Here is a 21,031-nt window from a genome sequence, read left to right as displayed (position 1 = left end):
AAGACCTAATCACAAATCGATGCATCAGCAGCATATCCGCTGATACGTTTCCCGGTGGTTTCACGTTATTGTGTCTTATGGCCCATCCATCGCCTGCGTTGCGCTTTCGCCTGCTGCTCGACGCCGAGCATGCGCTCGGCCCGGGCAAGGCGGACCTGCTCGAAGCGATCGCGGCGACCGGCTCGATCGCCGCCGCAGGCCGCTCGATGGGCATGAGCTACAAGCGCGCCTGGCAGCTCGCCGACGACCTCAACCGCAGCTTCGCCGAGCCGCTGATCGCGGCAAACAAGGGTGGCGAACACGGCGGCGGCACGACGCTGACTGCGACCGGCGAAAAGGTCGTCCGCGCCTATCGCGACATCGAACGCAAGGCGAAACTCGCCTGTGCGGCAGAACTGCGGGTGCTGTCGCGCTTGCTCGCTGACTAACTCCGCCTTCCGCAGCCCGGCCGCACGCCGGGATAGCTACATTCGCTGCGAAGCAATATAGTCACTTGGCCATATCGACGCGGATCCGGTCATGACTCGCCCTTCCCGATCGCCCTCGCGGTTTAACTATGCGCTGATTCTCGGCGCCACTTTCGCCAGCACAACCAGCGCGCGCGCCGACGATCTCGTCGTATCCGCGGCGGCAAGCCTGACCAACGCGTTCACCGACATCGCCCGCGCCTACGAGGCGCAGCACCCGGGCACGCAGGTGAGCCTCAACTTCGGCGCTTCCGACGTGCTGCTCAAGCAGATCGAGCAAGGTGCGCCGGCTGACGTGTTCGCCAGCGCGGATGAGGCGATGATGGATCGCGCCGCGAACGCCGGACGCATCGACGCGGCCTCGCGCCGCGATTTCGCCGCGAACACGCTTGTGCTGATCACGCCTGCCGGCGGCGCGGTGCCGGCGAAACTCGGCGACCTCGCGCAGGACGCCTACAAGCACGTCGCAATCGGCAATCCCGACTCGGTGCCGGCTGGACGCTACGCCAAGCAAGCGCTGGTCGACGCGAAGCTGTGGGACGCGCTGCAACCGAAATTCGTGCAGGCACAGAACGTGCGCCAGGCGCTCGACTACGTAGCGCGCGGCGAAGCCGAGGCCGGTTTCGTCTACGCAACCGACGCAGCCGCGCAGGCGAGCAAAGTAAAAGTTGCGCTGACTGTACCGACGGCGACGCCCGTGCGCTATCCCGTCGCCGCGATCGGCGCCTGCAAGCATAAACCTGCGGCCTGCGATTTCGTGCAATTCCTCGCCACGCCCTCCAGCCAGGCGACGCTGGCAAAATACGGATTCAGTCCGCTCAGTCCGTAGCCCATTTGGAATTCCTCGCTCCACTCTGGCTCACACTCAAGGTTGCCGCGCTGGCGACGTTGCTGGCGCTGATCTTCGGTATCGCCGCGGCGCGCGCTCTCGGTCGCAAAAGCAGTCTCGCGCGCGACACCGCCGAATCGTTGCTGACCCTGCCGCTCGTGCTGCCGCCGACCGTGCTCGGCTACTACCTGCTCGTCGTGCTCGGGCGCAACGGCGCGATCGGCAGTTGGCTGCACGATGCCTTCGGCATCAGCCTCATCTTCACCTGGCAAGGCGCGGTCATCGCCGCAGCGGTGGCCGCGTTTCCGCTGATCCTGCGCGCGGCGCGCGCCGCGTTCCGCGAGGTCGATCCGCAACTCGAGCGCGCAGCACGCACGCTCGGCCTGAATGAAACCGCGGTGTTCTTCCGCGTCAGCCTGCCGCTGGCATGGCGCGGCATCTGCGCCGGCACGCTGCTCGCGTTCGCACGCGCGATGGGCGAGTTCGGCGCGACGCTGATGGTCGCCGGCTCGCTGCCCGGCCGCACGCAAACTCTATCGATCGCGATCTACAACGCGGTCATGGCCGGCGACGACGCAACCGCTCAGGCGCTCGTACTTGTCGCGCTCGTCGTCGCCGTCATCGCGCTTGTGCTCGCTGCGCAGGCGCTGCAGCGAAGTCGTCACGGAGATGACAATGCGGCTTGAAGTCGACATCGCCAAAACGCTGCGCGCACGCGATCGCGAGTTCCGCCTCGAGCTGGCGTTTGCGAGCGAGGCAGACGTGACCGTGCTGTTCGGTCCCTCGGGCGCCGGCAAGACACAGACTCTGTACGCGATCGCCGGTCTGATGCGGCCCGAGCGCGGAGCGATCCGCGTCGGCGATGCAACTCTGTTCGACACCGAGCGCAACATCGACCTGCCGCCACACCGGCGCGGCATCGGCTACGTCTTCCAGGACTACGCACTGTTTCCACACCTGACCGTGCAACAGAACGTCGCGTTCGCGACCTCGCGCAGCACGATATTCAATTCGCGTCGCGCCCCATCCGAGGTCTACGCCCTGCTCGCACGCTTCGCACTCGGCAAGCTCGCAGCGAGCTATCCGCACGAACTCTCCGGCGGCCAGCGCCAACGCGTCGCGCTCGCCCGCGCGCTCGCGGCGAAGCCGCGCCTGCTGCTGCTCGACGAGCCGTTCGCCGCGCTCGACGCACCGCTGCGCGCGCGCCTGCGCGCAGAACTGCTCGCCGTGCGCGCACAGTTCGATGTGCCGATGGTGGTGATCACGCATGATCCCGACGACGTGGCCGCGCTGGGCGGTCGTCTCGTCCCTATCGAAAGCGGTAGGGCGGCCTAGGAACGCAAACGGAAATCGAGCGTGGCGACGGCGCCGCCCTGCGGGCGCGGCGCAAGCGAAACGTGCCAATCGAAGAGTTGGCACAGGCGGATAACGATGGCGAGACCGAGGCCCGCGCCCGAGGTGCCGGTCGAGGATTCGCCGCGCACGCCGCGCTGAAAAAGCTTGTCCGCATCCTCCTGCTTGATGCCCGGGCCGGAATCCTCGACCGTGACGACTCCGCGCCTGGCGCCGACCGTGATGATGACGTCGCCTTTCTGCGTGTACTTGAACGCGTTGCCGATCAGATTTCCCAGCGCAACCGCGACGACCGATGATGGCGCGACGACTTCAACCGCTTGATCGACGACGAGATGCACGTCGATCGGTTTGCGACCAATATGCGAGCGATAGACGTCGATAACCTGCTCGGCAACCTTGGCAACGTCGGTCGTTTCGCCATCGTTCGGCGCGCTGCGCTCGCTGCGCGACAGGTGCAGCAGTGCATTGGTCAATTCGGTCGATTGTTTTGCCGCGCGCTCGATACGCTTGAGGCGTTCGCGAATCTTGTCGTCGATCTTGTCGGAGCCGAGCAGCAGCTCGGTCGTGCCGGAAATCACCGCAAGCGGCGTGCGCAGTTCGTGGCTGACGTCGGCGTTGAAGTCGCGGTCGCGTACGACGATCGCGGTCATGCGCCGGGAATAGTCGTCGAAAGCCGCGGCGAGCTCGCCGACTTCGTCGGCGGCGAAATGCGGCGCAACCGGTGTCGGTTTGCCGGTCTGCCTCAGGGTGCGGATGCGCTGCGCCAGATCCGTGACTGGCCGCATCACACGGCGCGACAGCCAAATTCCGGTGAACAACGACAATACGCCGAAAAGGAGCACGCCCAGGAAAAGCCCGCGGTAAAGCTGATGCTCGTTGAGTTTCTGCGGACCGTAGTCATTCCAGACGAACCCCCAGTAGTCGGCATCCTTGTAAACCGCCAGCTTGTGCGGGCGCACCTTGCCGTCCACTGCCGGCAACTCCACGTCGTATACCCCGGTCTTGTCGTACTTCTGCAGATCGAACGGCACCCTGGCAAAATTCCGTGCATTGGCAATGTACGGCACCGGGTCGTATTGCGGCGGATTCCATGGCGCGTTTTCGTCCGGATGGTCACGCTTGAAGTCGACGAAGTTTTTAACCTGTCGACCCAAATCGTTGTTGACGAGTTGCTCTTCGATCTGCGCGCGCAGATACATGATCGCCGTAGCGAACAGAGCCGTCAGCCCAAAGCCGAACAGAAAGAACGAAATAATGATGCGGCTGCGCAGCCGCCGGCGGAACTTCGCGGGTTTCATGCGCGCCGAAGGATCGGCGAAGTGTCGGCGCTACGCAAGCAGGCTGCGCAGTCAGTTCGCGGCCGCGTCGGGATCGACCATGCGATAACCGATGCCGTGGCGCGTCTGGATCAGCGGCTTCTCGAACGGCTTGTCGATTGCCGCGCGCAAGCCATGGATATGCACGCGCAGGGAGTCGCTGTCGGGCAGTTCCTCGCCCCAGACGCGCGTTTCCAGCTCCTGCCGGGTTACTACCGACGGGCTCGATTCCATCAGGTTCTGCAGCAGCTTTAGCCCGATCGGGTTGAGCTGGATCGCCTTGTCGCCGCGCGTGACGATCAGCGTGTCGAGGTTGTAGCTCAGATCGGCGACCTGTAGCACGCGGCTTTGTATACCTTTTCCGCGGCGTGCGAGCACCGACAGGCGTGCTTCGAGTTCCTGCAGGGCGAAGGGCTTGACCATGTAGTCGTCGGCGCCGGAATCGAAACCGGTCAGCTTCTGGTCGAGCGCGTCGCGCGCGGTGAGCATGAGCACCGGCGTCTGCCGGCGTGCTTCCTGGCGCAGCTTGCGGCAGAGCTCGAGGCCGTCCATGCCGGGCAGCGTGAGGTCGAGCACGATCGCGTCGAAGTCATGCGAGATGGCCAAGTGCAGGCCGGTGACACCGTCGCCGGCGAAATCGACCGTGTGGCCCTTTTCCTCGAGATAGTCGCCGATGTTCGCGGCGATATCGCTATTGTCTTCGATGACCAGTATGCGCATATGCAAAGCTTACCCGTATAGCGTCCGAATTGCTCGGCCGGTCGTGGTTGGATCGCCGCACGAGGCTTCGAGTTCCCGTCCGGCCGCGCATCAAAACTTGCCGGGGACGTCGGGAGCAAGTCGATATTAGTGAGAAGTGCGGCCAGGATGGTCGCTTTTTTTGACTTTCGCCATCATGGGCGATGGCGGAAATGCGAGACAAACACCCAATAAAAAAGCCCAAGGAGGCGCCATTGGGGGAACGCACCTCGCTTGGGCTTAAAGCTACTGCCCCGATTACCGTAACCTGCCAGTCACCTGACCTGACCTTGGGAGTGTCGAGCAAGTACAGTGACGAGGATGTTAGGCATCGCTCGATTAAATCGACGTTAAGCCGATCTATTGGTTTCGTTAATTGGACTCGGTTTCCGAATTTGGCCGCCTGCAAATGTGCGAACCGGTGATTTCATGGCAATTTTCCGCCGCACTATTGCCGTGCGTGAAGGCAAAACTGCGCGTGTAACGGGCCGGCGCCGCAGGCGCCGCGAAGCGCCACTGCCGCAATGCGGCGATCGCCGATTGCTCGAATACGCCAGCCGGTTGCGCGGTGAGCACATGGATGTCGCGCACGCGGCCTTCGGCATCGACCTCGAACTCCAGATCGACCTTGCCCGCGACGCCGTTGCGCAGCGCATCGAGTGGATACGACGGCTGCACGACGCGCAACAGCTGCGGTCCCGGTGGCGCAATTGCAGCGGACGGCGTCTTCTCGGCGACAACGGCTGGCGACGGAGCTGGTGCTGCCGGCGCTTGCACCACCGCAGAAGCGGACGGCGGCGAGATCGAGCCGGCTTCCGGCACTGCGGCGTGAGGGGCGGCGATCACGGCGGGCATCTCGGTTCGCTCCGTCGCCTGCGATGCCGACGGTACGACCGTTGCGGGCTGGCGCTCCGCCTCACGTGGCGGCGCCGCGACGACGAGCGCCGCCGGCGTGATCCGCGGTACGGGGATCGATGCATCGGCGTGGATGCGCAGCGTCGCGAGCGCGAGCAATTCGGCGTTCGTCGCCGAGGCGCGCACCAACGCCGCGCCGAGCGCTTCCGCCGACGGCGCGTGCAGGCGCAGCAGCGCCAGCAACAGACCCGCGCCGGCAACCAGGGCGGGCAAGGTCATGCCGTTGTCACGCGAGAGAAGTCCGGGCGATTGCGCGGGACGCGGATCGACGATGCGACGCACGCGTTCGAGCAGCACGCCACCGCTGGCAGCGAGCGCAGGTGTCGCGCCAAAGCCGTGGCGCGACTCGCCTTGCATCCATTCTTCCAGATCGGCCAGCGTGCGCGCATAGGCTAGACGCTCGCCACCGCCGACGCCGAGCACGAGATCGTCGCAGCATTGTTCGCGCTGCTGGCGCACATCGGCGCAGATCCAGTGGACGACGGGGTGATAGAACAGCAGCGTCTCGACGATGACCTGGACCAGGTTTGCGATGTAATCGTAGCGGCGCACATGGGCCAGTTCATGGGCGAGGATCAGCTCGATCTGCTCCGGGCTGAAGCCGCTGAGCAGGCTCGCCGGCAGCAGGATCGTCGGCTTGAGCCAGCCGATCAGCGTTGGCGTGGCAACTGCGAACGAAGCGAGCAGACGCACTGGGCGCAGGATGCCGAAACGCTGACGTAGCTCGATCAGGCGCAACTGCCAATCGCGCGGCAGAGCGGTCGCGGTGCGCACCAGCGCGGCCAGACGGCGCCAGTGCAGGAACGAGCGCAACGCGATCGCGCAAACGCCGACCAGCCACAGGCCCACGCACCAAGGCAGCCACGCTTCAAAACCCGTGGCCGGCGTATCGGTCAATGCGGAAACGTTCTCCGCAGAGGCGGACGCCACCGCCGCTGAGAGGCCGGCCGGATCGACCGGCGCGGGCCACAGCAGCGCGAGCGTCGCCAGCGGACAGACGAGCATCGCCAGTAGGCAAAGCATGCCGAGGCGATGGCGCACAACGCTGGATGTGCACACGCTGCGCAGCAGCGCGTAGGCCAACCCGATCAACGCCCCTTGCCAGAGAAAATGCAGCAAGGTCCATCCCACCGCATGGACGTACGGCACCAGTTCGGCGATCAGCGCGTTCATTGCGATTTGCCTCCACCGTCGATGCGATCAAGCAACTCGCGGATCTGCCTCAGCTCGGCTTTGGAGGCACGCGGCGTCTCGCCGAGCGCATGCAGTACGAGCTGCGAGGGCGAGCCGTTGAACAGGCGCGTGACCATCTCCGAGAGGAAGCGCTTCTGCGTACGCTGCCGGCTTACCGTCGCGCGATAGACATGTGCACGCTGTGCGTCGTCGCGCGCCACCAGCCCTTTCGCGTGCATGATCTGCAATAGCTTAAGTACGGTCGTGTAACCGGCGCCGCCATCGGCGTGCAGCTGCTCATGCACTTCGCGCACCGTGCACGCGCCCTGGTCCCAGAGCACGCGCAGGATATCGAGCTCCGCTTCGGTCGGACGAGGACTTGGCTTTGACGAAGTCATGATGCCGATATTCTCACAAGTCAGAGATCAGTGAGCGCCTTTAGCGGAGTCCCCGCCGATCCTGTTCATCGCCGCGCTGTTGCTATTCGCATCCCGCGAATGATCGTTCATGTATTTCTGCGAGTCCCGACGCATCTTCTCGATTTCCGCCACGGTCTTGCAAGTATTTTGCGGAATATTCGTGCCGACCGGCGCGCGGCGCTCGCAAACCAGACGGTTGCGGTCGCTGTGGGTCAGAATGCCGTTGAGATGTTCCTGGGTGTTGAACAGCTGCACCTGGTCACTTTGCGACATCGCCGATACCGAGCCAGCCTTCTGCAGCATCGCGGCGATGGTGTCGAGGTCAGCGTCGGCCTTGGCCTTGTCGTCGGCGCGAATGAACTCGTAGCGGCCCTCGGCGCCCATTTCCTTGCGGATCTGTGCGGCCGTCGCAGCGAACTTCTCCGGCGTATCGGCCGCGACCGGCTTTTCGACGACCTTGTCCGAGGCCATGGCCAAGCCCAGACCAAGTACCTGCACGGACGCGAGCAGGGCCAGATGACGGAAAAACTGTTTCACGGTGAACCCCCGATTGTGATGAATGGAAGGACTACGTAGCGCATCGTAGTTCCAATTCCGCGAGGATGTCAACGAAGACCTTCGTAAGTCAAAATCGGGCCGAACCGGGCCGAACAGATCAGCGCTTGCGTGCCGTCCGCTGGCGCACGCGCCGCTCGAGGTATTCGATGATTTCCCCGGCGATGTCGACCGCGGTCGTGCCCTCGATGCCCTCGAGCCCGGGCGAGGAATTGACCTCGAGCACGAGCGGCCCACGCTTCGAACGCAGCAGGTCGACGCCGGCGATGTTGAGCCCCATCACGCGGGCGGCGCGCACCGCGGTATCGATTTCCGCGCTGTCGAGATCGACCACGGTCGCAATGCCGCCGCGGTGCAGGTTCGAGCGGAACTCGCCCTCGCGCGCCTGGCGCTGCATTGCGGCGACGACCTTGCCGCCGACGACGAAGCAGCGGATGTCCGCGCCCTTGGCTTCCTTGATGTATTCCTGCACGAGGAAGTTCGCATAGAGACCGCGGAACGCCTCGATCATGCCCTGGGAGGCGCTGCGCTTCTCGGCGAGCAGCACGCCCTGCCCTTGCGCGCCCTCGTTGAGCTTGATCACGTGCGGGGCATCGCCGAGCAGGGCGAGCAGGTCGGCGGTGTCGTCGGGGTTGTCGCCGAACACGGTCGCGGGCAAGCCGATGTTCTCGCGCGCGAGCAGTTGCATGGAGCGCAGCTTGTCACGCGCGCGCAGCACAGCGTCGGAAGAATTCGGGGTATACACGCCCATCATCTCGAACTGGCGCAGCACCGCGGTGCCATAGAAAGTGATCGAATTGCCGATGCGCGGGATCACCGCGTCGATGCCGTTGAGCGGGCGGCTCTTGTAGCGCATGAGGAACTTGCCCGGCTCGATGCGCATGTAGCAGCGCAGCGGATCGAGCACGCGCACGCGATGGCCGCGCTTGCGCGCTGCCTTGATCAGGCTGACCGTCGAATAAAGCTTGGCGTTACGCGAAAGGATCGCGATTTTCATTGGGTTTCCGATCTACTCAAGGGCGATCACTGCGGACGCGCAGGCAGGCATTGGATCAGGCAGCGTTTCCCATTTTCCTCGATTTCAGCCGACCGCAGCAGTAGGAGGCCGCCGGATCGACGGCAAAGCGGTCACCGAGCCCGCTACGGCCGAGCAGCATCGGAAACAGCATGTTGCGGCGGTCGGTCAGGTTGATTTCCGTCTCGAAGCAGGCTCCGCCGAGTTCGATGCGCGTGCGGATGAACCAGCGCAGGGTCGCATGACCGCCCGAGTCGGTCACCGTGCGGCGCGCGATCGCTGGTGCCGAGCATCGCACCGGCAGAGCATGCCTGCGCCCGGTCGCGGAAACACTGAAATGCAGCCAAGTCACACTATCGCGCTCATCCACGACCAGCGTATCGACGTGCAGCGAGGAGGTGCGCGCGCCGGTATCGATCTTGGCCTTGATCGCTGGAATGCCCAGTTCAGGCAAAGCCAGCCATTCGCGCCAGCCGATGACGATGGGCGGGGTTGAAGTCACGACGAGATCTCGTTGCAGGTTCGGCCGACATCATCGCAAATCCTGCGTTACGGGATTCTTGCACTCAGCGCGAAACCGCTCTCGCGCGTGCGCAACCCGACAGCAACGAGGCGAGTTCCCGCGGCGATTCGGCGATCGCGTGCGCGCCTGCCGCCGCGAGTTCCTCCCGGCCGCCGAAACCCCAGGTCACCCCGAGCGCATGCACGCGGTTGGCGAGTGCGCCGTCGATGTCGAAATGACGATCGCCCACCATGACCGTGTCGCGCGCGTCGACGCCGAAGTCGCCGAGCGCACGCGCAATCAATGTCGCCTTCTCGCTGTGCGCGCTGCCCGCAGCAGCCGCGTAGACGCTCGCGAAATGCGCGCCGAACGGCAGGCTGGCGACGATCTTGCCGGCATAAAGATCCACCTTGGAAGTGACCACGGCAAGTTTGACACCGCTGCGCGCCAGCGTATCGATCGTCTCGGCGATGCCCGCGTACACAACATATTCACGCCAGCCGATCTCGGTGAAGCGCTCGCGATACAGCGCGACCGCGCGCTCGATGGTTTCCGTATCGTCGCCGAGCGCGAACGGAAACGTCGCGCGCAGCGGCGGCCCGATCCATTTGCGCAATTCCTCGCGCGGCGGAAGCGGCGCACCGAGTTCGGTCAGCGCGTATTCGATCGAAGCAACGATGCCGACTTCCGAATCGATCAGCGTGCCGTCGAGGTCGAACAGGACGAGCTTGGTTTCTCCGCTGAACAATGGAACCTCTGAATAAACGTAGCGAGCGAAGGCAGGTCGCGCGTCGCCGGAGCGCAGGAACCGGAGTTTACTGGTCGTAAATGAGGATTCCGAGCACCGCCGGTGCGTGAGCTGCCGAGCGTAGTAGTTTAGTCAGAGGTTTCACGCGCGCGCTTTCAAAGCGGCCACGGCCGGCAGTTCCTTGCCCTCGAGGAATTCGAGGAAGGCGCCGCCGCCGGTCGAGATATAGGAAATGCCGTCGGCCACGTCGTACTTCTCGACCGCGGCGAGCGTGTCGCCGCCGCCGGCGATCGAGAATGCGTTCGAGCGGAAGATCGCATGCGCGATCGTCTCGGTGCCCTTGCCGAACGCGTCGAACTCGAACACACCGACCGGGCCGTTCCAGACCACGCTGCCGGCCTTTTCGATCAGTTCGGCGTAGCGCAACGCAGTCGCCGGACCGATGTCGAGAATCATGTCCCCGGGCGCGACTTCGGCAACCTTCTTCACTGTCGCCGGCGCGTCGGCCTTGAACTCGGGCGCGACGACAACGTCCTCGGGAATCGGTACGTCGGCGCCACGCGCCTTCGCGTCGGCGATGATTTTCTGCGCGATCGGGATCAGGTCGGCCTCGTACAGCGACTTGCCGACGGAATGCCCGGCCGCCGCAATGAATGTGTTGGCGATGCCGCCGCCGACGATTAGCTGGTCCACTTTCGCAATCAGGCTTTGCAGCAGTTCAAGCTTGGTCGAGACCTTCGAGCCGGCGACGATCGCGAGCAGCGGGCGCTTCGGATGCTCGAGCGCCTTGCCGAGCGCGTCGAGTTCGGCCATCAGCAGCGGGCCGCCGCAGGCGACATGGGCGCGGCGGATGACGCCGTGCGTGGAGGCCTGCGCGCGATGCGCGGTGCCGAACGCGTCCATGACGAAGATCTCGCAGAGCATCGCATAGCGCTCGGCCAGCGTCGCGTCGTCCTTTTCCTCGCCGACGTTGAAGCGGCAGTTTTCGAGCAGCACAACCTCGCCCGGCGCGACGTCGACCGTTTCGCCGTTCAAGTAGTCGCGCAGCAGGCGCACCGGTTGGCCGAGCGCTTGGCCGAGCCACGCCGCGACCGGCGCAAGCGATTCGTTCTCGTTGAAATGTCCTTCCTTGGGTCGCCCAAGATGCGACATGACCATCACGCGCGCGCCCGCATCCCGAGCGAGCTTGATCGTCGGCAGCGCGGCTTCGAGGCGCTGGCTCGCGGCGATCTTGCCGTCCTTGAGCGGCACGTTCAAATCCTCGCGGATCAACACGCGCTTGCCCTTGAGGTCGAGTGAAGTCATGCGAAGTATGGCCATGCGCGGTTCCTGCCCAGGTTCGTGGAAAGAAGGGAGAGACATTTTACCCGCTGCGCGCTCAAGGCGGCGCCATTGGCACAATTTGTGCCAATGAATATCCCACGGGTCGCAGGGGGCGTCATGCAGGATCAAGACTACGAGGGTCCGTTGGTGCGCGCGTTCAACGCGCTGCCCGACCTGATCACCGCCGCCACTTTTCTCTGCGCCTGGATAGCGCCGGGTCTGATCGGCTATGCCCGCGTGCGCGATCTGATGCTGCTGATGCTGATCGAGTTCATCGTCATGCACTCGGGCGCGTTCACCGCGGTGGTCTTCGGCATGCAAGACGTGTCGCGCATCAAGCGCGCGCTGTCCCTCGCCGGACTGACGGCCTTCTACCTGATGTTCGTGCTCGGATTCTCGTTGGCATTCGGCAGCGCCTGGCCGATCTGGGCCTTCCTCTGGCTGTTCGTCAGCCGTTTCCTGCAGTTGTTCACCTCGCGTGCGCAGATGGAGGCGAAAATGCAGCGCATGCTCGGCAACTGGATCGTCTCGGGCATGGCCTACCTCGCCGGCGCATTCGCCACAGTGTTCCTGCCGTTTCCCAAGTTCGGCATCACGCCGCAGGTGATCGCGGACATGCACCTGCCCGGCAGCGGCCTGTGGGTAGAGAAGCCGTGGACAGTGCTCGCCTTCGGCACGTTCTATTTCGGCGTACTCGCCTGGGCCAAACTCAAGCCAATCATGCTCCTCGGGATGAAATCACCCGGGACGTGAGCGGAATCCGGGGAAGCGCCGTCAGGCCGAGGCCGGCAGCACCTGGAACGACCGCATCATTTCGTTGTCCTCGTGTTTGAGGATGTGAGCCTGCCGCGCATTGCCCAATGCCGCGCGATCCGCGAAGATGAGGCAAGTCGAACGCGAGAGCGCATGCATACTGTCGCCTTCATCCACGATCTCGCCATCATCATGCTGACTGCCGGCGTAGTGACGGTCGTCTTCCATTTGCTGCGCCAGCCGGTCGTGCTCGGCTACATCGCCGCCGGCGTGCTGATCGGCCCGCACACGCCTCCGTACGCGCTGATCACCGACGAGGAATCCACGCGCACGCTCGGCGAGCTCGGCGTGGTCTTCCTGCTGTTCTCGCTCGGCCTCGAATTCTCGCTCAAGCGTCTGCGCCAGGTCGGCGCGACCGCGCTGATCGCCGCGCTCGTCGGCATCGTTACGATGATCTGGCTTGGCTACGAGATCGGCCTTGCCTTCGGCTGGCGCAACATGGACGCGTTGTTCCTCGGCACGATGCTGTCGATCTCCTCGACCACGATCACGATCAAAGCGCTCGACGAACTCGGCCTGCGCCGCGAGAAGTTTGCGCAGACCGTGTTCGGCATCCTCATCATCGAGGATGTGCTCGCAATCTGCATGGTCGCGCTGCTGTCGAGCGTCGCCAAGACCGGCAGCGTCGAGGCCGGCGAAGTGCTGTCCACGTTCGGCAAGCTGACCGTGTTCCTCGTCGCCTCGCTCGTCGTCGGCATCCTCACCGTGCCGCGCCTGCTCGATTTCATCGCGCGCATCAACCGCAACGAGATGCTGCTGGTCAGCGTGCTCGGCCTGCTGTTCGGCTTCTGCCTCGTCGTGATCAAGCTCGGCTACTCGGTCGCGCTCGGCGCGTTCACGATCGGCGTGATCATCGCCGAAGCCAAGTCGCTGCGCCGCATCGAACACCTGATCGAGCCGATCCGCGACATGTTCTCGGCAGTGTTCTTCGTCACCATCGGACTGCTGCTCGATCCGCATGTGCTCGTCGACTACGCCTGGCCGATCGCGGTGATCACGCTCGCGATCGTGCTCGGCAAGACCCTCGCGCGCACGTTCGGCGCATTCGCCGCGGGCCAGAGCGGGCGCGACTCGATGCGCATCGGCATGAGCCTCGCGCAGATCGGCGAGTTCTCGTTCATCATCGCTACGCTCGGTGCGACCTTGAAGGTGACTAGCGGCTTTCTCTATCCGGTCGCGGTCGCCGTATCGGCGCTGACCACGCTGCTGACGCCGTACCTGATCCGTTGGGCCGACCCGCTAGCCCACCGGCTCGTGCAGGCGACGCCGGGCGGCTTTCGCCGCATTCTGCACATGTATACCGAATGGCTGCAGGGCCTGCGCTTCGACGGCGACCGCGCCGTGATCGCCGCGATGGTGCGGCGCATCCTGTTGCAGGCCTTCGTCAATTTCTGCCTTGTCGCTGCGATCTTCGGCGGCGGCGCCTATCTCGCTTCGTCGCGCGCGCTCGACCTGTCCGCGTGGATCGCGAACCGCGCGATCGAGCACGCGCTGATCTGGGGCGCGGCCCTGCTCGTCTCGCTGCCGTTCCTGATCGCCGCCTATCGCAAGCTCAAGGCGCTGGCGATGATGCTCGCCGAGGTCAGCGTGCGCGGCAGCGGCCGACGCAGCCAGGCCGCGCGACGCATCGTCGCTGAAGTATTGCCGCTGGTGACGACGGCAGCCATGCTGCTGCTCGTCAGCGCGCTGTCGTCATCGATTCTGCCGCCGGCCGAACTGCTCGTCGCCGTCCTCGTCGGCAGTGCGCTCGTCCTCGCCCTGCTCTGGCGCACGCTGGTCAAGCTGCACTCGCGCCTACAGATCGCGCTGCTGGAGACGATTCAGTCGGAAAAAGATGCGCGCTGAACCCGTGCGCTAGGGGTTGTTCCCCAACGGATGCGTCACGGCTTCTTGCGGCTGGGGAGCATCCTCTTTTTCGTCCTCGTCCGCATCCGGATTTGCACCGGGCCGCAGGATCGTGAATTTGCCGAAGGCGAAGCCCAGATCCCAGCCCTTGCCCTTGCCGGAAATGGCGAGCGAGACGGGTCCTTTGGTCATCGCCTGCGCCTCGGCCGAGTCGACTGCGCCGGCATGCGCGCCGGCCGTCGCGTAACTGCCGAGCACGTCCTCGATATCGTACAGGTGAGTGAACTTGCCGTAGCCGTTTTTGATTTCCGACTTGCCGAAGGTGATGCCGCCGCCCTTGGTGCGGATATCGACCTTCATCTTCGCACCGTTGCTGCAGCTGATCAGGCCGTGGCCGGACGCGGTCTTGTAGAAGGCCGACCAGCCGGACAGGTCGAAATTCATCTCGCAGGTGATCTCGCGCGCGCTCGCCGCGCCGGACCAGAGCAGTGCCGCTCCCGTGAGCAGGGCCATCTTGGTAATGATGCGCATGGGAAACTCCTTCTTCGAGGGTGGTCCGAGCCTAGCAGCAGGCTGCGACCCGAAGAAGGCATGCAGCGACGGCGATTCAGATTCGTGAATCGCCACGCGCCGCAGAATCGAAGCGCTTCCCTTCTCCCACCCGAAGAAGGGAGGCATTGCGCGGTTATTTGGCGTTGGCCAGCGCCAGCGTCATGTCGAGCCCGAAGAAGGCATGCAGCGACGGCGATTCAGATTCGTGAATCGCCACGCGCCGCAGAATCGAAGCGCTTCCCTTCTCCCACCCGAAGAAGGGAGGCATTGCGCGGTTATTTGGCGTTGGCCAGCGCCAGCGTCATGTCGAGCATGCGGTTCGAGAAACCCCACTCGTTGTCGTACCACGACAGCACCTTGACCAGCGTGCCGTCGATCACGCGCGTCTGCGTCTCGTCGTAGATCGACGACAGCGGGTTGTGGTTGAAGTCGACCGAAACGAGCGGCTTCCTGTTGATGCCAAGGATGCCCTTCAAGCGACCTTCGCTCGCTTCCTTGACGACCGCGTCGATTTCCTCCTTGCTCGTCGCGCGCTTGGCGACAAAAACGAGGTCGACGACGGAAACGTTGATCGTCGGCACGCGCATCGCGAAGCCGTCGAGCTTGCCGTTCAATTCCGGCAGTACGAGGCCGACCGCGGCCGCGGCGCCGGTCTTGGTCGGAATCTGGCTCATCGTCGCCGAACGCGCGCGACGCAGGTCCTTGTGGAACACGTCGGTCAGCACCTGGTCGTTCGTGTAGGAGTGGATCGTCGTCATCAGGCCGTGGACGATGCCGATCTTCTGGTTGATCGCCCAGGCCAGCGGCGCGAGGCAGTTCGTCGTGCACGAGGCGTTCGAGATGACCTGGTCCTTGGCCGTGATCTTGTCGTGGTTGACGCCATAGACGAAGGTGCCGTCCACGTCCTTCTCGCCCGGCGCCGAGATGATCACCTTCTTCGCGCCCGCGGCGATGTGCGCCGACGCCTTGGCCTTCGAGGTGAACAGGCCGGTGCACTCGAGCACCACGTCGACGCCGAGATCCTTCCACGGCAGTTTGGACGGATCGCGCTCAGCGCAGACCTTGATCTTGTCCTTGCCGATGACGATATCGCCGCCCTCGACCTTGACCTCATGCGAGAAGCGCCCGTGCGCCGTGTCGTACTGGGTCAGGTGCGCGTTGGTTTCCGCATCGCCCAGGTCGTTCACCGCGACGACTTCGATCTCGTTGGTGCGGCCCGCCTCGTACAGCGCGCGCAGCACATTGCGGCCGATGCGGCCATAGCCATTGATGGCGACTTTCACAGACATGGGCGAAACTCCTCGGGAGGGAAAGAGAAACCGTGCGGGGCAAGCTGCGCCCGCCCCGATTTCCGAAGTAAAGTTTACCTCGTCACGGCCGGCCAAGCCCAGCGCGACGGGATGTCGCGGAGGCGCTTGCGCGTGTCACCGCGGTGGCGCAGAGAGTGGCAACCGTGCCGCCGCTGGGTTCATGCGCACGTCGATTCATGTCGGATCGTCGCGCCTGCTGTCGCGCCCACGCGCCGCATATGCAGACCTGCGGCCTGTTTTCGGCTATCCGCGATACAGTTATCCTGCGCGGAATTCGGCCACGCCAGCATGCACCAATGAACCGTTTCCAAGTCTCCGGCATCCATCTCGGCATCAGCCTGGTCATCGCAACCCTAGTTGGTTGTTTGATCTATTTCGTCTGGTATCCGCATCCGTACTTCCAGGTCGCCGGTGGCAGCAACCTCATGCTGCTAATCATGGGCGTGGATATCGTCATCGGCCCGCTGCTGACGTTCGTGGTCTACAAGGCTGGAAAGAAAGGGCTAAGCTTCGATCTCGCCTGTATTGCTGTACTGCAGGCTGTGGCATTCCTCTATGGGCTATCGGTGATTGCACAGGCGCGGCCGGTGTTTATCGTTGCCGCCCTCGATCGTTTCATCCCCGTCTACGCCAACGATCTTGAAGATGCCGACCTGGCCCAAGCCAAGCAACCGGAATTCTCGACGCGTTCTTGGACCGGTCCGCGCTTGGCCGGTGCCATACTGCCTACCGACATCAAGGAAAAAAATGATCTGGCCTTTTCCAGCATTGCCGGCAAGGACCTGGAAAAATTCCCTAAATATTACGTGCCTTATGCCGAGGTCGCCGAGGCGATGCAAACCAAGGCCAAACCGCTCGCCGAATTGGCCGCAAAATCGTCAGCCAACAAGGCTGTCATCGATCACTACCTCGCAGGCAGCCAGTCTTCGATCGGCCAACTCGTATATCTGCCGCTAATCGGCCGCACTAGCTCGTATACGATGATCCTGTCTACGACGAGTAAGCTGCCGCTCGATGCCGTCTCGATCAATCCATGGTGAAAGATATGGCGGCCGGCATTCATTCCACCTGCGCCACGCATTCACTTTGCTGCGTCCTTAGTAAAGGAAGCGCTTTTGTCCGCCATCGCAGACCGCTTGGATACCGTGTCGAGAATCGCGTTTCGGTTTCGCGTAAAAATGCATGTGACACGAACAGCCCGCCGCTACACGGCAGTTTGTGACGCATCGCGTCACATCGTGAGATTCGTCACATTTTCGAGATTCATTGACGGTATTGGCGATTTCGGACGCGCTATCCAAAGAAATCGCTAACTGCTTGTTATTCCGAAAAGTTGGATCGTGACATCGGTCGCTTGGCACAACGCTTGCTGAACATATCCCGCGCATTCGATCGAACTTGGCCGGGGGCCAAGGGTTAGGGCGGCCTTACCGAGCCCGATCGAATGCGAGCCCATGATCCATGAACAACGAGGAACTCCCATGAAAAAGATGCAGAAAGGCTTCACCCTGATCGAACTGATGATCGTCATCGCGATCATCGCCATCCTGGCCGCCATCGCGCTGCCGGCGTATTCGGACTATACGATCCGCGCAAAAGTGTCGGAAGTCATCGTAGCCGCTGACGCCTGCAAGAACTCGGTAGCCGAGTATTATCAGACCAAGGGTTCACTGCCGGCCACAATCGGCGCCGCAGGCTGCAGCGCGGCAACCAGCACCTACAATGCCGGATTGACCGTGACAAGTGGCAAGATTGACATCGCAATTGCCAACAAGCCGGAACTGGCCACTGCCGCCGGCACGACTTTCGAATTGACGCCAGCTGCATCCGCAGTCGACAAGCCGATCGAATGGACGTGCAACAGTTCCGCCACTACCACGCCGAAGAAGTACCTCCCTGGTTTCTGCCGCTAACGGCACTGCAAGCCTAACGCTTAGAAGCCCCGCCCTGTTCGCGGGGCTTCTTTTTGCCCATTATCTTTCTTATCAATGCAATACCTCGTCTCACCGAAAAAACTGCTTGCCGGCGTGCTCTTGCTTTGCCTTCTCGCCTACGCCCGCGGCCTGGTGGGCGGATTCGTGCTCGACGATTTTCCCGCAATCGTCAACAACCCAGCACTGCGTAATTCAGGAAACTCGCTGCAGCACTGGCTGACGCTTGCCTTCTCGTCGAGTTCCGGCATCTTGCGCCGGCCAATCAGCATGCTGTCGTTTGGGCTCGATAATGCCTTGTTCGGTCTTAGCCCGTTCGCATTCAAAGCCGTCAATCTGCTCCTGCACCTTCTCAATGGCATACTGTTTTTCCTGATTGCGCAGAGGATCAGCCCACGGCTTGTAAATCCGACAGCCGAGAGAAATAGCCGTTCGGATGCAATGGCACTGATTGCGACAGCGATTTGGCTCGCGCATCCGCTGCATGTGAGCAACGTGTTGTACGTCGTGCAGCGTATGAATCTGCTGAGCGCGCTGTTTTGCCTGCTGGGGCTGTTTGCCTACGTGGAAGGACGCCTGCGAATAGCACGCAGTGAGCGTGGCCTTGTTCTAGCGCTGGGAGGACTGATCCTTGCGCTCCCTCTCGCCATCCTGAGTAAAGAAAACGGTGCGCTGCTCTTCGCCTACGCATTCGTCGTGGAATTCGTCTGTTTCCGGTTTGCAGCCCCGCAGCACGTGCAGCGCCTTGCCATCAGCGTCTTTTTCGTACTGACGCTGGCGCTGCCACTCGTGCTGTTCTCCGCGTACTTGGCAACCCATCCGCAATGGCTACTGGCCGGGTACACTGGACGAGATTTCACTCTGACCGAGCGGCTGATGTCGGAGGCACGCATCCTTACAGACTACATCGCTTGGACCTTCATACCGCTGCCAGCATGGATGGGCATTTTTCATGACGATTTCGTCAAATCGAGTGGGCTGTTGCAACCGCCATCCACACTGTACTGCATTGTATTCTGGGTAGTCTTGGTCGTATCTGCACTGATTTACCGCCGCCGCGCACCCGCCTTTTCATTCGCCATTCTGTGGTTCCTCGCTGGACACTCGATGGAGTCGACCATACTCCCTCTGGAACTGGTATTCGATCATCGCAACTACCTGCCAATGGCGGGTTTCCTGCTTGGACTGGCTTGCTGGATTGGCCCAAAGGTCGCATCGCTGCCATCGCGCCTGATTGCATGCATGTGCGTGGCTATGCTGCTCGTGCCGCTCGGCATTACCGCAGCCCGGGCCTACGACTGGAGCAGCGAAATGCAGCTTGCCAAGAGCGAGCTGGATCACCATCCACAATCTAGCCGCGCCCTATATGTCATGGGCCAGGAAATCATCTTCACTGGAACCGCGGCCGGCGAGCGCAGCAAGTCGGAAGACGAAGCATTGCCCTATTTTGAGAGAGTAAAAGCCATGGATAGCGCTGATATCTATAGCGCTTCAAGCGCCCTCATGATCATGGGGCGCGATGGCAAGGAACTGCCACCCAGCGCTATCGACGATCTCGCACGACGGATAAAGAACGAGCTGCGAGCGGACATCAACCCTTTCCTCACTGTACTTAAAGCCGCGACCGACGGTTCGCTACGCATTGATATCACACAAATGGAGAAGCTCGTCTATTCCGCACTCGATAATCCAGTGTTCACACACTCGATACGCGCGGCCATCCTGAGTAATTTCGCGCACTATCAATTTCAGCGCCTGCACGACGCTCAATCCGCGGTGAGCCTTGCACTAGCCGCGACGGCGGAGGACCCTACCAATCCGTTGTTTCAAATGGACGTGACACAGTTGGCTCTCGCCTTGGGCAACGTGCAGGAGGCGCAGAAGCATTTGGACTTGGCAAAGCAGCTAAACAAAGCAGGGTTATACGACCGGGCGCTGCGAGACTTGGCCAACGATGTATCGAAAATAAGCGCGTCACCATAAATGCTGACTCTGCACGTTACTTAGATCGCGTAGATCGCGACGGACTGTTCGAGGAATTGAAACGCGTCGGCGCCAATACGTTCGAATACCCCTCGCATCGCCGGAACACACCTTGAACTTCAGACAATTGGCGTATGGCCTCCTCAGTTTCGTTCCCGCCATCCCGCAGTCCCTGTACAAGGGTACCGGTGGCACGATCTCGGCGGAGTACTGTTATTGCATCTGGCTACGCCATCTCGTACTAGCACGAGGCGCCGGTATGAACCGGTTTCCGAACACGGTGGCCGAACTTGGACCAGGCGATTCAATTGGCGTCGGGCTTGCCGCGCTCCTCAGCGGCGCAACTCGTTGCATTGCGCTCGATACTGTGGCACATGCTAACGCCGCCGCGAACCTTCGGGTCTTCGATGGCCTAGTCGAACTGTTCCGCCGTGAAGCGCCCATCCCGGATCGCAGACAGTTTCCGGAAATCGTTCCAGATTTGCCCGACCATACCTTTCCGCACGAGATTCTGAGCAGAGAGCGAATGCGCAAAGCTCTTGCTGATGATCGGCTAGCATGGCTGAGAACTTTGGTCAGTGGCAAACACAGGGATCCCTCGATCATTGATTATCGGGCTCCTTGGGAATACGTGGCCGATGCCGACGCTGGGTCCGTGGATTTCATTCTGACGAACGCAGTGATGGAGCATGTCGCGAATCTGCCCGAGGCTTATGCGGCTATGTTCCGCTGGCTGCGACCGGGCGGCTATGCTTCGCATCATATCGACTTTCGATCGCACTCTTTGTTTCGAGCGTGGGATGGACACTGGGCTTGTCCGGACTGGCTGTGGCGCCTGTTCATGGGGCGCCGGGCATATCTATTGAACCGCGAGCCGTTTGCCACGCATCGCACACTTGCCCATGCATCCGGATTCAATGAATGCAGTTGCGTTCGCATCGAAAGCGCGCCTGTCTCAAAACACCTCGCGAAGCCTTTTCTGGGCATGGAGGCGCAGGATCGAATCACTTCCGGCGGATATCTTCTATTGCACCGGAGTGCAGCCCCTCTCCAAGAACGTAATCGAAGTCAGGCTTCACGGCAAACCATAGGGCAAGTGTCTCAAGCATGAAAGAACGCAATGCCTATCGTGACCACCAGCCAGCCGGCTAGAAACGCCATCCTGCAGTCATCAACCCTCGTGCATTGCCGTCGGCAATTGATGATCGCACCTTGGCGGGGTTTCATTATGCCAATCTCGC

22 protein-coding genes are annotated in these 21,031 nt (G+C 62.5%); 10 read left to right on the top strand and 12 right to left on the bottom strand.

From position 1 onward, the window contains the following. Positions 1-77 precede the first annotated feature (77 nt). From F455_RS0108185 to F455_RS0108170, 4 genes are all read left to right on the top strand, one after another. Entirely contained in the window at positions 78-428 is a 351-nt protein-coding gene (locus F455_RS0108185; protein ID WP_018972800.1) for a winged helix-turn-helix domain-containing protein, read from the top strand. 91 nt (positions 429-519) lie between these two features. Then, positions 520-1,296, top strand: coding sequence for a molybdate ABC transporter substrate-binding protein (gene modA / locus F455_RS0108180; protein WP_018972799.1), 777 nt, complete (start codon positions 520-522; stop codon positions 1,294-1,296). Positions 1,297-1,301: 5 nt separating this feature from the next. Continuing rightward, the gene (gene modB, locus F455_RS0108175; protein WP_018972798.1) at positions 1,302-1,982 is read left to right on the top strand and encodes a molybdate ABC transporter permease subunit; all 681 of its coding nucleotides are present in this window, start codon (positions 1,302-1,304) and stop codon (positions 1,980-1,982) included. Next, positions 1,972-2,631, top strand: a complete 660-nt coding sequence (locus tag F455_RS0108170) for an ATP-binding cassette domain-containing protein (protein WP_018972797.1) — start codon at positions 1,972-1,974, stop codon at positions 2,629-2,631. The genes modB and F455_RS0108170 overlap by 11 nt, the downstream gene beginning before the upstream one ends. On the opposite strand, the gene F455_RS0108165 is transcribed toward F455_RS0108170, so the two are convergent. From F455_RS0108165 to F455_RS0108125, 9 genes are all read right to left on the bottom strand, one after another. Next, positions 2,628-3,950, bottom strand: a complete 1,323-nt coding sequence (locus tag F455_RS0108165) for a sensor histidine kinase (RefSeq protein WP_018972796.1) — start codon at positions 3,948-3,950, stop codon at positions 2,628-2,630. The two genes, F455_RS0108170 and F455_RS0108165, sit on opposite strands and share 4 nt — an antisense overlap. A 51-nt stretch (positions 3,951-4,001) precedes the next feature. Then, the gene (locus F455_RS0108160; protein WP_018972795.1) at positions 4,002-4,688 is read right to left on the bottom strand and encodes a response regulator transcription factor; all 687 of its coding nucleotides are present in this window, start codon (positions 4,686-4,688) and stop codon (positions 4,002-4,004) included. A 390-nt stretch (positions 4,689-5,078) separates the two neighbouring features. Then, complete coding sequence (locus tag F455_RS21945) at positions 5,079-6,794, bottom strand: TonB family protein (RefSeq protein WP_018972794.1); 1,716 nt, start codon at positions 6,792-6,794, stop codon at positions 5,079-5,081. Continuing rightward, a complete protein-coding gene (locus tag F455_RS0108150) occupies positions 6,791-7,192 on the bottom strand; it encodes a BlaI/MecI/CopY family transcriptional regulator (protein ID WP_018972793.1) in 402 nt (133 codons plus the stop codon). Before F455_RS0108150 ends, F455_RS21945 begins: the two co-directional genes overlap by 4 nt. 27 nt (positions 7,193-7,219) lie before the next feature. Next, a complete protein-coding gene (locus F455_RS21940; RefSeq protein WP_018972792.1) occupies positions 7,220-7,750 on the bottom strand; it encodes a hypothetical protein in 531 nt (176 codons plus the stop codon). Positions 7,751-7,868: 118 nt separating this feature from the next. Next, positions 7,869-8,765: a 30S ribosomal protein S6--L-glutamate ligase gene (rimK, locus tag F455_RS0108140; RefSeq protein ID WP_018972791.1), complete on the bottom strand. Its 897-nt coding sequence runs from the start codon at positions 8,763-8,765 to the stop codon at positions 7,869-7,871. Between the two features lie 55 nt (positions 8,766-8,820). Next, positions 8,821-9,285 (bottom strand): ATP-dependent zinc protease family protein, encoded by a 465-nt coding sequence (locus F455_RS0108135; RefSeq protein WP_018972790.1) that lies wholly within the window; start codon positions 9,283-9,285, stop codon positions 8,821-8,823. Between the two features lie 64 nt (positions 9,286-9,349). Next, positions 9,350-10,033 (bottom strand): HAD hydrolase-like protein, encoded by a 684-nt coding sequence (locus F455_RS0108130; protein ID WP_018972789.1) that lies wholly within the window; start codon positions 10,031-10,033, stop codon positions 9,350-9,352. 141 nt (positions 10,034-10,174) lie between these two features. Beyond that, on the bottom strand, positions 10,175-11,353 hold the full coding sequence (locus F455_RS0108125; protein WP_026293192.1) for a phosphoglycerate kinase: 1,179 nt from the start codon (positions 11,351-11,353) through the stop codon (positions 10,175-10,177). Positions 11,354-11,473: 120 nt separating this feature from the next. On the opposite strand from F455_RS0108125, the gene F455_RS0108120 reads away from it, so the two are divergent. Next, entirely contained in the window at positions 11,474-12,109 is a 636-nt protein-coding gene (locus tag F455_RS0108120) for a hypothetical protein (RefSeq protein WP_018972787.1), read from the top strand. Between the two features lie 153 nt (positions 12,110-12,262). Further along, entirely contained in the window at positions 12,263-14,014 is a 1,752-nt protein-coding gene (locus F455_RS0108110) for a cation:proton antiporter (protein WP_018972785.1), read from the top strand. Positions 14,015-14,023: 9 nt separating this feature from the next. Here the strand turns inward: F455_RS0108110 and F455_RS20165 are convergent, their stop codons facing one another. From F455_RS20165 to gap, 3 genes are all read right to left on the bottom strand, one after another. Further along, positions 14,024-14,545 (bottom strand): hypothetical protein, encoded by a 522-nt coding sequence (locus F455_RS20165; protein WP_018972784.1) that lies wholly within the window; start codon positions 14,543-14,545, stop codon positions 14,024-14,026. A gap of 154 nt (positions 14,546-14,699) precedes the next feature. Continuing rightward, positions 14,700-14,834: a hypothetical protein gene (locus tag F455_RS23545; RefSeq protein ID WP_281167378.1), complete on the bottom strand. Its 135-nt coding sequence runs from the start codon at positions 14,832-14,834 to the stop codon at positions 14,700-14,702. Positions 14,835-14,841: 7 nt separating this feature from the next. After that, complete coding sequence (gene gap / locus F455_RS0108095; protein WP_018972783.1) at positions 14,842-15,855, bottom strand: type I glyceraldehyde-3-phosphate dehydrogenase; 1,014 nt, start codon at positions 15,853-15,855, stop codon at positions 14,842-14,844. A 317-nt stretch (positions 15,856-16,172) separates the two neighbouring features. Between gap and tfpZ the strand changes: the two genes are divergently transcribed. The 4 genes from tfpZ to F455_RS22430 all read left to right on the top strand — a co-directional run bounded on the left by tfpZ (position 16,173) and on the right by F455_RS22430 (position 20,901). Continuing rightward, positions 16,173-16,916 carry a TfpX/TfpZ family type IV pilin accessory protein gene (tfpZ, locus tag F455_RS20160; protein WP_018972782.1) on the top strand — a complete coding sequence of 248 codons (744 nt, stop codon included), beginning with the start codon at positions 16,173-16,175 and terminating at the stop codon, positions 16,914-16,916. Between the two features lie 414 nt (positions 16,917-17,330). Then, positions 17,331-17,789, top strand: a complete 459-nt coding sequence (locus tag F455_RS0108085; RefSeq protein ID WP_281167377.1) for a pilin — start codon at positions 17,331-17,333, stop codon at positions 17,787-17,789. 75 nt (positions 17,790-17,864) lie between these two features. Then, a complete protein-coding gene (locus F455_RS0108080; protein WP_018972780.1) occupies positions 17,865-19,790 on the top strand; it encodes a hypothetical protein in 1,926 nt (641 codons plus the stop codon). 259 nt (positions 19,791-20,049) lie between these two features. Then, a complete protein-coding gene (locus F455_RS22430; protein ID WP_157578537.1) occupies positions 20,050-20,901 on the top strand; it encodes a methyltransferase domain-containing protein in 852 nt (283 codons plus the stop codon). The last annotated feature ends 130 nt before the right edge of the window (positions 20,902-21,031 follow it).

The sequence above is a fragment of the Rudaea cellulosilytica DSM 22992 genome, from assembly GCF_000378125.1.
GTDB classification, from domain to species: Bacteria; Pseudomonadota; Gammaproteobacteria; order Xanthomonadales; family Rhodanobacteraceae; genus Rudaea; species Rudaea cellulosilytica.
The sequence above is the reverse complement of the archived record's forward strand: the minus strand, read 5'-3'. Positions and strand labels throughout refer to the sequence as shown.